This is a genomic window from Anaerosoma tenue (assembly GCF_023161965.1).
GTDB lineage: Bacteria > Actinomycetota > Coriobacteriia > Anaerosomatales > Anaerosomataceae > Anaerosoma > Anaerosoma tenue.
This window is the reverse complement of the sequence record NZ_JALNTY010000003.1, coordinates 293,608-308,485: the sequence shown is the minus strand read 5'-3', so window position 1 is coordinate 308,485 and position 14,878 is coordinate 293,608. Positions and strand designations below refer to the sequence as shown.

Sequence of the window (14,878 nt, the reverse complement as noted above, 5' to 3'; positions counted from 1 at the left end):
GATCCTGACAGCAACGATACCACCACGAGATGCGATCCGAATCGAAGGAGGGCCATGAATTCGATCATCTGCTTCACTTCCGACTTCGGCAGCGGTGACACGTGGGTGGGCATGTGTCACGCCGTGATCCTCCGTGCCTGCCCACAGGTGCGTATCGTGGATCTGGCCCACGACGTGCCCCCCTTCGACATCCGCAAGGCCGCTGTGGTGGCAGCCTCCGGTGTATGGCAGCTTCCCGATGCCATCCACCTTGCCGTCGTCGATCCGGGTGTTGGCGGTGGCCGCCGCGACCTCATCGTCGTCACCGGCTCCGGCTCGATCCTCGTGGGACCCGACAACGGCGTCCTGATCCCGGCGACCTGGCGTTCGGGTGGCATCGCCGAGGTCTTCTCGATCGTGCCGGAACATCTCGACTTCAGCCTCCCTCTGCCTACGTTCCATGCGCGCGACATCCTGGCGCCCGCAGCGGCGATACTCGCCTGCGGAGTGCAGGCCTCGGTCATCGGCGAGCCGGTGGACCCCGACACGATGGCCGGTCCTCCTTTCGCCCCACATCGTGTCGAAGGGGATGCTTTGGTTGCCGAGGTGATCGACATCGACCGCTTCGGATCGTTCCGGATCGCGATCCCCGCCGAGGCCCTGCACGACCGTGTGGGACGAGGCGAACGGGTGGAGATCACCATCGGCCACCTGTTGGTCGAGGCCCCGTTCGGTTTGACGTTCTCAGACGTCGAGGAGGGTGAACCCGTGGTGTTGATCGACTCCTCCGGATGGCTCACGGTCGCGGTGAATCTCGGCAGTGCGGCCGACAGGTACGGTGTCGAGCCCGGAGTCGTAGCGCACTGTCACCTGCCCGGGAGGTGAAGCGTCATGTCAGACCCGCGCGGTACGCTGCCAGCGGACGATGAGACGGTCCGACGGAGGTCTGATGGCGATGCCACGGCAGTACACGGTGAGTCTGACGGCAGGTGAGCGGGTCGATACGACGTTCGCACTCCGCTCGAAGGAGATGCGCTCCTCGCGCACCGGTGAGGCCTATCTGTCTCTGGAGTTCGCGGACAGGAGCGGCCGGATATCCGGGATCATGTTCAGGCCCGGCCGCGAGGCGGAGTCGGTACCGGTCGGGACGGTCGTCGCAGTCCGTGGCACGGTGACCGCGTACAGGGGCGTGCTTCGCGTATCCGTCAGCTCGATGAAGCCCGCCTCCCGCTACGAGCCCAGGGAGATACTCCCCGCAAGTCCGCGCGACGCTGACGAGATGATCTCCGAGCTGCGTGACCACGTGCGTGCGATCGCGAACCCAGGGCTCGCGGGTCTCGTGAAAGCAGTGTACGGTGACCGTCGGTTCATGCGCGCATTCCGCGTGTGCCCGGCCTCTCGCAGCGAGCACCACGCATACATCGGCGGCCTGCTCGAGCACACCGTTGCTGTCGCCGGCCTTTGCCGCACGATGGCGGATCTGCATCCTCAGATCGATGGGGACCTGCTGCTCACCGGCGCGCTGCTCCACGATATCGGGATCGTCGATGAACTCGAGTTCCAGACCTCGATCGAGTACACGGACCGCGGGCGGCTGTCGGGACATGGGGTTCTGGGCGATCGGCGCCTCTTTGCCGCGGCCGCTGCGCTTGGGAGCCCGCTGAAACCCGACGTGCTGGATCACGTGTCGCACATGGTGCTCTCGCACCACTCGGCTGACGAGCAGGGTGGTCGTCTGCGGCCGCGAACGCTCGAGGCGGCGGCTCTCGCGCAGGTGGATTCCCTCGATGCACGGACTGCGGGTTTCATAGCCGAGGGGCGGGTAGCCGGCATGGTGGGGGAGCGATGGACGAGCGGGGGGATCCAGGCTGTCAGCCCCCCATCCGATGAGTCGCCAATCCAGGCCGCCTCTGCTCCTGCAGCGGAGCTCGGGCGCAGGAGTGCCTGAAGCACGCGCGGGATGGTCTACAATCACCGTGTGAGCAGCGCCTCACAGAGTAGTCGCAAGCCCATCCGATACGAGGAGCTATCCAATGGACTATCCGCAGGCTGATATCGGTGTCTTCGGCGGCAGCGGCCTATACTCGCTTCTTGAGAGTCCCGCTGAAGTCACGGTCCACACACCCTACGGCGATCCCTCGGCCCCGATCACCTATGGTGAGATCGGTGGTCGCGTCGTCGCCTTCATGCCGAGGCATGGCACATCACACACCATCCCGCCGCACATGATCAACTACCGTGCGAACGTCTACGCGATGAAGCAGATGGGGGTCTCGCGCATCATCGGACCCAACGCCTGCGGGTCATTGCAGGCGCACGTGAAGCCCGGTGACTTCGTCGTATGTGACCAGTTCGTGGATCGCACCAAGGGGCGTAAGGACACCTTCTACGACGGGCCCCAGACGACGCACGTCTCTTCAGCAGACCCGTACTGCCCCACCATGCGGCAGGTCGCGGTTGAGACCGCTCGGGAGCTCGGGATCAGCGTCCACGATGGCGGGACCGTAGTCGTGATCCAGGGGCCGCGTTTCTCGACCCGTGCGGAGTCGCGCTGGTTCGCGTCCCAGGGCTGGGAAGTGATCAACATGACCCAGTACCCGGAGTCCTATCTCGCGCGAGAGCTGGAGATCTGTTACTGCAACATCTCTCTGATCACTGACTATGACGCCGGCACCGCGGGCGCCACGCCGGTGACCAACGACGAGGTCGTGCGGGTCTTCGCGGAGAACACGGAGAAGATCAAGAGTCTGCTGTACGCGATGATCCCGGCGCTACCGGAGGAGCGGCCGTGCCTGTGTGCGACCGCACTGGAAGGCGCCGTCTTCTGATGCCTCTCTCCAGGAGCTGAATCGCCGTGTTCGGTCTACCCTCGGTGCGGCTTGGGCGTCCGTTCGGCATACCGCTTGAGATCGATGCGAGCTGGCTCTTCGTCTTCTTCCTGGTGGCGGCCACACTCACCACGAGCTACTTCCCGGCCGCGGTTCCCGACGAAGGTCCGTTGGTCTACACCGTTCTCGGCTTGCTGACGTCTATAGTGTTCTTCGGATCGCTGGTGCTGCATGAGCTTGCCCATTCACTCGTGGCGAGAGCCGGAGGTCTGAGTGTGTCCCGGGTGACGCTGTTCGTGTTCGGTGGCGTCTCCCAACTCGACGACGAGCCGAGCAGCCCCGGGCGGGAGTTCCTCATGGCCCTGGCGGGGCCCGCCACGAGCCTGGTGCTTGCCGGGCTCTTCTGGGGCGCGTCGGTGTTTGCCGCGGCGGCTGGCGGGAGCGGGCTGCTACTGGTCCCCTTGGAGTATCTCGCCGTGATCAACGGATCGCTCGCCATCTTCAACCTGCTGCCGGGTTTCCCGCTTGACGGAGGACGCATCCTCCGCTCGATCCTGTGGGCTCTCACCGGCGACCAACTGAAGGCGACCAAGTGGGCGAGCAGGTCGGGACAGGCGATAGGCACGATGCTGATAGCTGTCGCCGTCTTCGGCGTTCTCGGCGGCAATTTCGATCTTGTTTGGCTGGCTGTCATGGGCTGGTTCATATCGAGCCTTGCGGCGGGTGCGTATCGCCAGCAGATGACCCGGTCACGCCTGGCGGACGTGCCGATCTCCACGATCATGTCGACGCCGGCGGTGCTTGCCCCTGCTGACCTCTCCCTCGAGGAGATGGGTCATACGTACTTCCTGGCCGGTCGCCATACCCGCTATCCTGTGGTCCAGGACGGCCACGTGATCGGCCTGATCGATGTGGAGCGAGCGAACGACGTTCCCCGTGAGCAGTGGCCGATGACGACCGTGGCCGAGGTGGCGTCGAGGAACCTCGAGGGTGCGGTGGCCACGCCGACGGTGTCGGTCGAGAGCGTGCTGTCACGCCTCGAGCCCGGAGGGCCTGGTGCGGTCCTCGTGGTGGAGGATGGAAGGCTGGCCGGGATAGTCACCCGCTCGGACGTGATCCGGTTCATCATGGACATCGCGCGCGAGCGTCCACTTTCGTAGACGCGGGGCCGGTCGGATATCATGGGCATCGGAGAAGTAGTCCCTTATCGTATCTTGTTTACTTTGTAACAGCGGGTTACCATGTTGTGCACCAGTCGCCACTGTGAATGGTTGGCCCATGAGAGAGCGAATACCCGAGGGTGTCATCGAGCGGTTGCCCGCCTACCTCAACGTGCTCATCCAGATGCGGGCGGACGGCGAGTGCACCGTCTCCTCGGCGCGACTCGGTGAGCTCACATCGGTCAATCCCGCACAGATCCGTCGAGACCTCACGTACTTCGGCTCGTTCGGCAAGCGCGGGGTCGGATATGACATCCAGACGCTCGTGGAGCGCATCCAGCACATCCTGGGATCTGACCATACGCACCGTCTCGCACTTGTCGGGGCAGGCAACCTCGGCTCGGCCATCGCGGGCTACAACGGTCTGCGCCAGCACGGTTTCCTCGTGACGTCCGTGTTCGACAACGATCCTCGCAAGGTGGGATCGCGCATCGGTGACATCGTGGTCCAGCCACTCGAAGACATGGAGCGGACTCTCAGGAAGCAGGATATCCGTATCGCGGTCATCGCCGTCCCGCCCGAAGCGGCGCAGGAAGTGACCGATCGGCTTGCAGCCGCGGGTGTGCGCGTGATCCTCAACTACACGCCGGTCATCGTGCGCGTGCCCGAGGGAGTGACCCTGCACAACACCGACCCGGTACAGGAGTTGCTTCACACGCTGTATTATCTGTCGCGTCAGGAGGGCGTTGCGCGCGTCTGAGCGCTGCGGCGGATGGCGCGTCTATCGCGTAGATGGTACGCTGGCCAGCAGTCACAGATGGTCCGTTCGCCGGCAGCGACGGGTCTGAGATCTAGGAGGTAGGCATGGCGGCATTTGGTCTTCCCGGTGGCATGGAAGTGTGGATCATCTTTGGGATCATCCTGCTCCTGTTCGGCCCCACGCAGCTGCCGAAGCTTGCCAAGATGTTCGGCAAGTCGGCCAAGGCGCTGAAGGAGGGCATGGACGAGGGAATGTCCGAGCTCGACGAGGACGACTCCGCCAAGAAGAAGTCGGCTGACGCCGAGGAAGCGTCCGGTGGACCGAAGGATTCGTAGCTTGTGGGTCACCGAGCACGACCGAACGAAAGGCGCCTAAAGGCGCCTTTCGTCATCCAGGTCGCTTGTGTCGCGTTCTGCCCGTCGCTATACTCTCCCGAGTCGCCGAGGGGTTCGGCGATGACGTGCCCACGGCTCGAAGCCGTGGACCGACGTACAGGAGTGTTGCATGCAGAGAGAAGTCGCGCTGACCGCTGAGGGCCAGGCCAAGCTCGAAGAAGAGCTGCTTCACCTGGAGACCGTGCGCCGCCGCGAGGTGGGGGAGCGCATACGCGAAGCCAAGGAATTCGGAGACATCTCGGAGAACTCCGAGTATGACGACGCGAAGAACGAGCAGGCCTGGGTCGAGAGCCGTATCGCGGAGATCAGCCAGATCCTGGCGAATGCCACGATAATCGAATCACCCCGTCGTCCCAGCTGCGTCACGCTCGGGGCACGCGTGCATCTGAAGGATGTCGCCAGCGCCGAGGTGTTCGTGTATCAGCTCGTCGGCTCCGCCGAAGCCGACCCGACGAACAGCAAGATCTCGAACGAGTCGCCGGTCGGCCAGGCGATCATGGGTTCGAAGAAGGGCGATGTCGTCGCTGTGACCACCCCGCGTGGAACACAGATCACCTACGAGATCGTCTCCATCACCAAGTAGCGGAGGGACATGACCGAGGAGCTGCGAGCCGACGCACGGACCACCGATGAGGTGATGGCGGGGCGCCTGGCGAAGATCGCTGAGCTTCGCGACAAGGGCATCGAGCCGTTCCGTGACGGTTTCGAGCGCACGGCGTCCGTCGGCGACGTGGTATCCCGCTACTCGGGGCTTGAAGCCGGCGAGGAGACCGATGACATCGTCACGGTGGCCGGACGCATCGTCGCCAAACGCGATCAGGGCAAGGTCCTCTTCCTCGTTATCCGCGACGGCGCTGCCGAGATCCAGGCCTTCTGCCGGCTCAACGTGCTGGGCGACGAAGCGTTCTCGTTCGCCCGTGATCTGGACCTCGGTGACTGGGTCGGCGTGACAGGACGGGTGATCAGGACCCGGCGCGGCGAGCTGTCCGTCTCACCCGGTGAGGTCGTGCTCCTCTCCAAGTCGATCCGGCCGCTCCCGGAGAAGTACCACGGCCTTGCCGACACGGAGACCCGCTACCGGCAGCGTTACGTCGACCTGATCGCCAACCCGGAGGTCCGCACCGTCTTCGAGACGCGCTTCCGGGTCATCGCCGCGATCCGGCGGTTCATGGACGCCCGCGGGTTCCTGGAAGTCGAGACGCCCATGCTCCAACCGATCCCTGGTGGAGCCACCGCTCGTCCGTTCGTGACGCACCACAACGCCCTCGACATGGACCTCTACCTTCGCATCGCGCCTGAGTTGTATCTGAAACGTCTGCTCGTGGGGGGTTTCGAGCGTGTGTACGAAGTGAACCGCTCCTTCCGCAACGAGGGCATGTCGCCTCGCCACAACCCCGAGTTCACGATGCTCGAGGCGTATCAGGCGTACGGCACGATGGAGACGATGCGCGAGCTGACGGAGTCGCTCATCACCCGTGTGGCCGAGGAGGTCCTCGGCACGCTCGAGATCGAGTACCAGGGTGTGGCCGTGTCCCTGATCTCGCCGTGGCGGCAGGCGACCATGGCGGACCTGGTGTCCGAGGCCGTCGGCGGAGAAGTGAGCGTCCACACACCGGTCGCGGAGCTCCTGGTCCTGTGCGATCGGCACCAGGTACCCGTCGACCCGTCGTGGGGTCCGGGCAAGCTGCTGACCGAACTCTTCGAGAAGCTCGTCGAACACACCCTCATCCAGCCCACCTTCGTCACGGGCTACCCCGCCGAAGTCTCTCCGCTTGCGCGCCGCAACGACGCGGACCCCGCGATCACCGATCGGTTCGAGCTGATGATCACGGGCCGTGAGTTCGCCAACGCGTTCTCAGAACTCGTGGACCCGCTCGACCAGCGTTCCCGCTTCCAGGCCCAGGCGGCCGCCAAGGACGCGGGCGACGATGAGGCCATGTGGGTGGACGAGGACTATCTGCGCGCGCAGGAGTACGGCATGCCGCCTGCGGGTGGTCTGGGTATCGGCATCGATCGTCTCGTGATGCTCCTCACGGATAGCGCGTCCATCCGGGACGTGCTCCTCTTTCCTCACATGCGTCCGGAAGCCTGACGTTCTCTCGGCGGTGCCGCGCCATGTACCGCACCGCATTCCATGATCTGAGTGTCAGGCACTCATATCCGTGGCATCGTGCTTGCTTGATCCCGGGTATGCTTCGACCCGTGCCGTCGAGCGGGGTAGAATGATCGTGCGGAACCCGATGCGCCGTCACAGGCGCTGCAGATAGGAGCGGATCGCGATGTTCGAGCGTTTCACCGAGAAGGCCAGACGCGTGGTGGTCTACGCGCAAGAAGAGGCCAAGAAGCTCAATCAGAACTACATCGGCACAGAGCACCTGCTGCTCGGGCTGATCCGTGAAGAGGACGGCATCGCCGCGAAGGCGCTCGAGAGCCTCGACATCTCGCTCGAGGACGTCCGCGACCAGGTCGAGGAGCTTATCGGTCACGGCACGTACATGCCCACGGGCCATATCCCGTTCACGCCTCGGGCCAAGAAGGTCCTCGAGCTCTCCCTCCGTGAAGCCCTCCAGCTCGGCCACAACTACATCGGGACGGAGCACATCCTGCTCGGCCTCATCCGCGAGGGCGAAGGCGTGGCGGCCCAGGTGCTGCTCAACCTGGGCGCCGACCTGGAGAAGGTGCGCTCGGCGGTCTTGCAGCTCCTTTCGGGCTACTACGGCAAGCAGAACGAGCCCGCCGAGGAGCGTCGCGGCGGGCGCGGCGGCGACGTGTCGTTGCTCGACGAGTTCGGGCGGAATCTCACACGGGCCGCGGACGAGGGCAAGCTGGACCCGGTGGTGGGCCGCGAGCAGGAGATCGAGCGCGTGATGCAGATCCTGTCACGCCGCACCAAGAACAACCCCGTGCTGATCGGTGAGCCGGGCGTCGGCAAGACCGCCGTGGTCGAGGGTCTGGCTCAGCGCATCGCGGCCGATCAGGTGCCGGAGACCATCAGCGACAAGCAGTTGTACACGCTCGATCTCGCCGCGCTGGTAGCCGGCAGCAAGTATCGCGGCGAGTTCGAGGAGCGTCTCAAGAAGGTCATGAAGGAGATCCGCGAACGCGGTGATGTCATCCTCTTCGTCGACGAGATGCACACGCTCGTGGGTGCGGGAGCCGCCGAGGGAGCGATCGATGCCGCCAGTATCGTGAAGCCGGCGCTTGCCCGGGGAGAGTTGCAGACGATCGGCGCCACCACGCTTGACGAATACCGGAAGTACGTCGAGAAGGACCCGGCGCTCGAGCGGCGGTTCCAGCCGATCATGGTGGGAGAGCCGAGCGTCTCCGAGACCGTCGAGATCCTTCGCGGACTCCGCGATCGCTACGAGGCGCATCACCGTGTCTCCATCACCGACTCGGCGATAGAGGCGGCTGCGCAACTATCGGCGCGCTACATATCCGACCGTTTCCTGCCCGACAAGGCGATCGACCTGATCGACGAAGCCGGCAGCAAGATGCGCATCAAGACGATGACGGCTCCTCCCGGCGTGCGTGAGATCGAGGAGCGGCTGAAGCAGGTGCGCCAGGAGAAAGAGGCGGCGATCGAGGCGCAGGAGTTCGAGAAAGCCGCTGCCCTCCGCGACAAGGAGAAGCAGACCATCGCCGAGAAGCGGCGTGTCGAAGAGGAGTGGCGCAAGCCCGATGTCCAGCGGATCGTCGAGGTGACCGAGCGCGAGATCGCCGACATCGTCTCGATGTGGACCGGCATCCCCGTCACCAGCCTCACCGAAGAAGAGACCGAGAAGCTGCTGCGTATGGAGACGAGCCTCCATCAGCGCATCGTCGGCCAGGACGAGGCCGTCACTGCCGTGTCGAAAGCGATCAGGCGCGCGCGTGCCGGTTTGAAGGACCCGCACCGCCCGGCCGGATCCTTCATCTTCCTGGGTCCGTCGGGCGTGGGTAAGACCGAGTTGGCGAAAGCCCTGGCCGAGTTCCTGTTCGGCAGCGAAGACGCGCTCGTCTCTCTCGACATGAGCGAGTACATGGAGAAGCATACGGTCTCCCGGCTCGTTGGATCGCCTCCCGGGTACGTCGGCTTCGACGAGGGCGGACAGCTCACGGAGGCCGTGCGCCGGCGGCCTTATTCGGTCGTCCTCTTCGATGAGATCGAGAAGGCGCACCCCGATGTGTTCAACGTGCTGCTCCAGATATTCGAGGAGGGTCGTCTGACCGACGCCCAGGGTCGCAAGGTGGACTTCAAGAACACCATCATCATCCTTACGTCGAACCTCGGGGCTCGCGATATCGTGAAGGGCCAGACCATCGGCTTCTCAGTGCAGGAGACAGGGGCGCTGGCGTACGAGACGCTCAAGGAACGCGTCACGGGCGAGCTCAAGAAGGTGTTCAGGCCCGAACTGCTCAACCGAGTGGACGAGGTGATCGTCTTCCACGACCTCAAGTCGGAGGAGACGGAGCAGATCGTCGACCTGGTGATGGAGCAGCTTGCCGACCAGATGCTGGTGCAGGGCCTCGGTATCAGGTTGACGCCCGCCGCCCGCAGCCTGCTCGCCGGCAGGGGCTTCGATCCCGCACTTGGAGCGAGGCCGTTGCGCCGGGCCATCCAGCGTTTGGTGGTAGACCCGCTCTCAGAGCAGATCCTGGCCGGTTCGTGGCCTCCGGGACAGACGGTGCTCGTGGATGCCGAGAACGACGAGATCGTCTTCAGCGCATCCGACGAGCCGGTTCAGATGCCGGTGTCCACGGCTGCCGACGCACCCAAGTCCACGATGGTGCCGCGGTCATCGGGTTCGCGTCGCGGTTCGGGCGCCACCGGCGGCTCGGTGGCGGAGTAGCGAGGTCCCGTGGCCAGACCGCACACGAGTTGGCGATGTCAGCAGTGCGGTCACGCCGAGCCGCGGTGGGTCGGGCGATGCCCTCAATGCGGCGAGTACGGAACGTTCGTAGAGGAGGCGGCCCCGGTCGCCGCGCCCGGCCCCTCGGGGGTGACCGCCTCGCCCCAGCCGGTCACCGCCCTGGCCGACGTCTCCGTCGAGGAGGAGTTCCGGTTCTCCACCGGCATCGGTGAGTTCGATACGGTCCTGGGCGGCGGTCTGGTACGAGGGTCCGTCGTCCTCATCGGAGGCGAGCCCGGGATCGGGAAGTCCACGCTCCTCCTCCAGGCGGCAGGCAGCCTCGGACATCGCGGTGTCGAAGTCCTCTATGTATGTGGCGAGGAGTCAGCGCAACAGGTGCGCTCGCGCGCGGACAGGGTCGGCGCGGCCAACGGCATCTCCCTCCTGCCCGAGGTGGATGTATCGGTCATCGAGGCCACGGTGCTCGCGGAGAAGCCCGCGGTGGTGGTCGTGGACTCCATCCAGACGCTCTTCGATCCCGGCCTCGATGGCGTTCCCGGGAGCGTGGGACAGGTGCGCGCGACCGCTGCTCGTCTCGTGCGGTTGGCGAAGTCGCACGGCACCACCGTCATCGTGGTGGGTCACGTCACCAAGGAGGGCTCGATCGCCGGTCCCCGTGTGCTCGAGCACGTCGTGGACACGGTTCTGTACTTCGAGGGTGCGTCGGATCACATGTTCCGCATCGTGCGAGCGGTCAAGAACCGCTTCGGGTCCGTGTCCGAGGCGGGGATATTCGAGATGACCGGAAGCGGTCTGGCCGAGGTGGCGCAGCCGTCCGCGGCGCTGCTCGCCGGGCGCGACGGCGGCGTGTCGGGCTCGGTCGTGATGGCCACGATGGAGGGCACGAGACCGCTGCTGGTCGAAGTGCAGGCGCTGGTGACCCCGAGCTATCTGCAGATGCCGCGGCGACTGGCGGTGGGCGTCGAGACGCCCCGGGTGCTGCAGGACATGGCCATCCTGGAGCGGCGTGCAGGAATCTCGCTCGGATCCCACGACGTCTACGTGTCGGTCGTCGGCGGGGTGCGGGTGAGCGAGCCGGCCGTCGATCTGCCCCTGGCTCTCGCGATCGCCTCGGCGTTGAAGAACAGGCCGGTGGGCGACGGTGTCGTGGTCTTTGGAGAGCTCGGTCTCACCGGTGATGTGCGGGGTGTGCCGCACGCTGAGGCGCGCATGAGGGAGGCGACGCGGATGGGCTTTGGAGACGTGCTCGCTCCGGCGTCGGCGGCATCAGCCGGTGGCAGCGCCCGATTCGTGGGTGTCAGGACGCTCGCCGAGGCAGTGGAGAGAACACTTGGGTGACGGCGGCTGGTGATGGGGCCGCCGACATGGGAGAATCACGGAAAGCCCTGATCGCACGACGCGGGAAGGTGACGAAACGGTGGAGCGCGAAGATGTGATGCTGGCCGCGCTGGAGTCTGTCGCCCCCGGTACCCCTCTGCGCCTCGCACTCGATCACGTGATCGCCGGGCGGACCGGTGCGTTGATCGTGATCGGGGACGAGAAGGGCGTGGATTCGCTCAGCAACGGCGGTTTCGAGATCGAAGCCTCGTTCACGCCCCAGCGGCTGTTCGAACTCGCCAAGATGGACGGGGCAATCCTGCTCGATGAAGGCGCGAGCGGCATCCGCAAGGCGAACGTGCATCTCATGCCCGATCCCGCGCTGCCCACGTCCGAGACCGGCATGCGTCACCGCACCGCCGAGCGTGTAAGCAGGCAGACGGACGCCCTGGTCATCTCGGTCTCACAGCGGCGCGAGGTGGTCACCCTGTACCGCCGGGGCACACGGCTCACGCTGCAGGACATCGACGTGGTGCTCGCCAAGGCGAATCAGGCCTTGCAGACGCTCGAGAGGTATCGCACGAGACTCGATCAGGTCTCGGCCCACCTCACCGCGCTGGAGTTCGAAGGGGCGGTCACCTTCCGGGATGTCGCCGTCGTGATCCAGCGCGCCGAGATGTTGCGGCGCGTCGCGCGCGAGCTGAGCCGCTCCATCGTCGAACTCGGCACAGAGGGGCGGCTCGTACGTCTTCAGCAGGAGGAACTCACTGCCGGAGCGGAGGACGACTACCTCATGCTCGTGCGCGACTACGCACCTGACCCGGCCGTGAAGAAGGCATCGGCCTCGATGGCACGGATCGGCGCACTAGGGACCGAGCAGCTCCTCGAGCCTTCGGCGATCGCGAGCGCACTGGGTTTGAGCGGCAAGTCCGACGCGGGCGAGCAGCCGGTCAGTCCACGCGGGTACCGGGCGCTGTATCGGATACCCCAGATCCCGGCGACCGTCGTGAACAGGCTGGTCGAGCATTTCGGCACGCTCTCAGCACTCAGCGAGGCGACCATGGACGAACTGGACTCTGTCGAGGGTGTGGGTGCGCGCCGCGCCCGCGTGGTGACCGATGGGCTTCGTCGCATGCGTGATCGCACGGTGCTCTGAGGGCGCCTCGCTGTGCTACGATCGGCCCGCTATCGGCTCTCGACACTATCAACAGCATCACGACCGGCCGATGGAAGGAGGTGAAGGCGCTCGCCAGATGTGCCATCTGGCGCCATAGCGTCGGAGCCCATGATCGTACAACTCGCACGGGTGCTGCTCGTGACGGGGGGCGCTCTCGGTGGTTTCGCGGTCTCGCAGCAGGTCGACTGGACTACCCCTACCGGTTTCTCAGAATCATTCGTCATCTTCATCTTCATCATCCTGGGAGCTTCGATGGGGTACCTTCTCGGCGGCATCCTGGGTCGCGAGTTCACCGCTGCGTGCCGCCGTGTCAGCTCGCGCCTCTCGGAACTTGAGACGCCCGCTCTCCTGCTCGGAGCCGTGGGCCTGCTCGTCGGTCTGCTCGTCGCGTTCATCCTGTCATCGGCGCTCCTGCGGTACATCGAACGGCCGCAGTGGCTGGGCTTCGCGGCAACGGCACTGCTCTTCCTGTTGTGCGCGTACGCCGGCGTGGCGCTGTTCATGCTCCCCGCACGGGACGGCTCGCTCAGCATCGGCGTGGCCGCATCTCCCGTGGATGCGCGTCCACCGAAGATCCTCGATACCAGCGCGATCATCGACGGGCGCTTCGCAGACGTCGCTCGCGCAGGTGCGTTGGACGGTCCGATCCGTGTCCCCAGGTTCGTGCTGATGGAGCTGCAGACGCTCGCCGACTCCGCTGATGACGCTCGCCGCGCACGCGGTCGCAGGGGTCTCGACCTGCTCACCGCCATGTCCGAGGGGGAGCCGCAGGTGCAGGTGCTCGAAGCCGACTTCCCCGAGATCCCCACGGTGGACGCCAAGCTCGTCCGCCTCGCGCTCACCAGCGGAGGCGCGATCGTGACGGTCGACTACAACCTCACCAAGGTCGCTCGCGTCGAGGGCGTTGGCGTGGTGAACATCCATGAGATCGCCGATGCCCTGAAGCCGGTGCTCCTGCCCGGAGACACGCTGCGGATCCCTGTCAGCAAGGAGGGCAAGGAGCGTGGCCAGGGCGTAGGGTACCTTGGAGACGGCACGATGGTCGTCATCGCTGACGGTGCCGGGATGATCGGCTCGGAGGCGGACATCGAGGTCACGTCCGTCTTGCAGACGTCGGGTGGGCGCATGGTGTTCGCCAAGCCGGTGAGGCCGGCATGAGAACGGCGATCATCGTGGCCGGCGGCAAGGGGGAAAGGCTTGGCCGAGATGGGGGCAAGCAGCTCGCACACATAGGGGGCGAGCCTGTGCTCTCCCACACGCTCCGCGTGTTCGATGCATGCGATCTCATCGACGCCATCGTCGTCGTGACCGATCCCGGGCGGGTTGCGGAGTATGGGTCGGTGGCGGTCGCTCCTGTCGGCTCGGCCAAGGTCGTGGCGGTGGTTCCCGGGGGTCTGTCGCGCTCTGATTCGGTGCGTTCCGGCCTCAGTGCCGCACCCGGCTCGACCGGCGTGATCGTCGTGCACGATGGTGCTCGACCGCTGGTCACCCCGGCGACGATCGCCGGAGCGATCGAGATGCTGGAGCGGGACGATGAATGTGCGGGGGTGGTGGTGGGGCACCCTTCGTATGACACCCTCAAGCAGGTGGATGATCTCGACGTGGTGGTTGCCACCCCCGATCGCGCGACGATCTGGTCGGCTCAGACGCCGCAGGTCTTCCGGGCGCAAGCCGTGCGGGATGCGTACGAGCAGGCTGCGCACACCGGGTGGACGGGCACGGATGATGCTTCGTTCGTCGAGCACGCCGGCGGCATGGTGCGGGTGTTCGCCGGGCCACGGGACAACGTGAAGATCACCGTGCCGGAGGATCTTCGGGTGGCCGAGGCGTTGCTGCAGGCACGGGAAGGACGGGCAGGGATGGATTCTCTCCGCGTCGGCACCGGCTACGATGTCCACGCGTTCGCAGAGGGGCGAGCCCTGGTGCTCGGCGGGGTCACCATCCCGTACGAGCGCGGATTGGCGGGGCATTCGGACGCAGATGTGCTTGTTCACGCACTCATGGACGCGATCGTCGGTGCACTGCGGGAGGGGGATATCGGCCGCCTGTTCCCGGACACCGACCCACGGTATTCCGGCGCATCGAGCGTCGGGCTGCTGCGTGAGGTGGCGGCCCTCATGCGCGAAAGAGGTTTCCGGCTCGTCGACGCGGACACCGTGCTCGTACTCGAGAAGCCCAGGATAGCCCCGTATCGCGAGGCGATGCGTGCGGGGATCGCGCGGGCGCTCGATGTGGATGTCGAGCGTGTCGGTGTGAAGGCCACCACCACCGAGGGGCTCGGCTTCGCGGGCCGCAAAGAGGGAGTCGCGGCTCACGCGGTGGCGCTGCTCGAGCGGTGCAGGGCGTGACCGGAGACGCGCCTCGTGCGCTGGTTGACACGCTTCGGATGGTGACGTGATAGTGGTGCGA

13 protein-coding genes are annotated in these 14,878 nt (G+C 65.6%); all 13 read left to right on the top strand.

What is annotated here, in order from left to right; translation table 11 throughout:
- Window positions 1-54: 54 nt before the first annotated feature.
- The 13 genes from MSB02_RS09205 (at window position 55) to ispD (ending at window position 14,817) form a co-directional block, all read left to right on the top strand.
- Window positions 55-864: an SAM hydrolase/SAM-dependent halogenase family protein gene (locus MSB02_RS09205; RefSeq protein WP_267194941.1), complete on the top strand. Its 810-nt coding sequence runs from the start codon at window positions 55-57 to the stop codon at window positions 862-864.
- A 64-nt stretch (window positions 865-928) separates the two neighbouring features.
- The gene (locus MSB02_RS09200; RefSeq protein ID WP_267194940.1) at window positions 929-1,927 is read left to right on the top strand and encodes a 3'-5' exoribonuclease YhaM family protein; all 999 of its coding nucleotides are present in this window, start codon (window positions 929-931) and stop codon (window positions 1,925-1,927) included.
- Window positions 1,928-2,012: 85 nt separating this feature from the next.
- Window positions 2,013-2,807 (top strand): S-methyl-5'-thioadenosine phosphorylase, encoded by a 795-nt coding sequence (locus MSB02_RS09195; RefSeq protein WP_267194939.1) that lies wholly within the window; start codon window positions 2,013-2,015, stop codon window positions 2,805-2,807.
- A gap of 26 nt (window positions 2,808-2,833) precedes the next feature.
- Window positions 2,834-3,967: a site-2 protease family protein gene (locus MSB02_RS09190; RefSeq protein ID WP_267194938.1), complete on the top strand. Its 1,134-nt coding sequence runs from the start codon at window positions 2,834-2,836 to the stop codon at window positions 3,965-3,967.
- Window positions 3,968-4,085: 118 nt separating this feature from the next.
- Window positions 4,086-4,727 (top strand): redox-sensing transcriptional repressor Rex, encoded by a 642-nt coding sequence (locus MSB02_RS09185; RefSeq protein ID WP_267194937.1) that lies wholly within the window; start codon window positions 4,086-4,088, stop codon window positions 4,725-4,727.
- Between the two features lie 104 nt (window positions 4,728-4,831).
- A complete protein-coding gene (locus MSB02_RS09180; protein ID WP_267194936.1) occupies window positions 4,832-5,062 on the top strand; it encodes a Sec-independent protein translocase subunit TatA/TatB in 231 nt (76 codons plus the stop codon).
- A gap of 169 nt (window positions 5,063-5,231) precedes the next feature.
- On the top strand, window positions 5,232-5,705 hold the full coding sequence (gene greA, locus MSB02_RS09175; RefSeq protein WP_267194935.1) for a transcription elongation factor GreA: 474 nt from the start codon (window positions 5,232-5,234) through the stop codon (window positions 5,703-5,705).
- A 9-nt stretch (window positions 5,706-5,714) separates the two neighbouring features.
- Window positions 5,715-7,214, top strand: coding sequence for a lysine--tRNA ligase (lysS, locus tag MSB02_RS09170; protein WP_267194934.1), 1,500 nt, complete (start codon window positions 5,715-5,717; stop codon window positions 7,212-7,214).
- Window positions 7,215-7,401: 187 nt separating this feature from the next.
- A complete protein-coding gene (locus MSB02_RS09165; protein WP_267194933.1) occupies window positions 7,402-9,954 on the top strand; it encodes an ATP-dependent Clp protease ATP-binding subunit in 2,553 nt (850 codons plus the stop codon).
- A gap of 9 nt (window positions 9,955-9,963) precedes the next feature.
- Window positions 9,964-11,313, top strand: a complete 1,350-nt coding sequence (gene radA, locus MSB02_RS09160) for a DNA repair protein RadA (protein ID WP_267194932.1) — start codon at window positions 9,964-9,966, stop codon at window positions 11,311-11,313.
- 79 nt (window positions 11,314-11,392) lie between these two features.
- A complete protein-coding gene (disA, locus tag MSB02_RS09155) occupies window positions 11,393-12,448 on the top strand; it encodes a DNA integrity scanning diadenylate cyclase DisA (protein ID WP_267194931.1) in 1,056 nt (351 codons plus the stop codon).
- A gap of 129 nt (window positions 12,449-12,577) precedes the next feature.
- Window positions 12,578-13,627: a PIN/TRAM domain-containing protein gene (locus MSB02_RS09150; RefSeq protein ID WP_267194930.1), complete on the top strand. Its 1,050-nt coding sequence runs from the start codon at window positions 12,578-12,580 to the stop codon at window positions 13,625-13,627.
- Entirely contained in the window at window positions 13,624-14,817 is a 1,194-nt protein-coding gene (gene ispD / locus MSB02_RS09145) for a 2-C-methyl-D-erythritol 4-phosphate cytidylyltransferase (protein WP_267194929.1), read from the top strand. Before MSB02_RS09150 ends, ispD begins: the two co-directional genes overlap by 4 nt.
- Window positions 14,818-14,878 lie beyond the last annotated feature (61 nt).

Coding starts and splice junctions, on each gene's coding strand:
- MSB02_RS09205 (WP_267194941.1), top strand. CDS start 55: ATGAATTCGATCATCTGCTTCACTTCCGACTTCGGCAGCGGTGACACG.
- MSB02_RS09200 (WP_267194940.1), top strand. CDS start 929: ATGGCGATGCCACGGCAGTACACGGTGAGTCTGACGGCAGGTGAGCGG.
- MSB02_RS09195 (WP_267194939.1), top strand. CDS start 2,013: ATGGACTATCCGCAGGCTGATATCGGTGTCTTCGGCGGCAGCGGCCTA.
- MSB02_RS09185 (WP_267194937.1), top strand. CDS start 4,086: ATGAGAGAGCGAATACCCGAGGGTGTCATCGAGCGGTTGCCCGCCTAC.
- MSB02_RS09180 (WP_267194936.1), top strand. CDS start 4,832: ATGGCGGCATTTGGTCTTCCCGGTGGCATGGAAGTGTGGATCATCTTT.
- greA (WP_267194935.1), top strand. CDS start 5,232: ATGCAGAGAGAAGTCGCGCTGACCGCTGAGGGCCAGGCCAAGCTCGAA.
- lysS (WP_267194934.1), top strand. CDS start 5,715: ATGACCGAGGAGCTGCGAGCCGACGCACGGACCACCGATGAGGTGATG.
- MSB02_RS09165 (WP_267194933.1), top strand. CDS start 7,402: ATGTTCGAGCGTTTCACCGAGAAGGCCAGACGCGTGGTGGTCTACGCG.
- MSB02_RS09150 (WP_267194930.1), top strand. CDS start 12,578: ATGATCGTACAACTCGCACGGGTGCTGCTCGTGACGGGGGGCGCTCTC.
- ispD (WP_267194929.1), top strand. CDS start 13,624: ATGAGAACGGCGATCATCGTGGCCGGCGGCAAGGGGGAAAGGCTTGGC.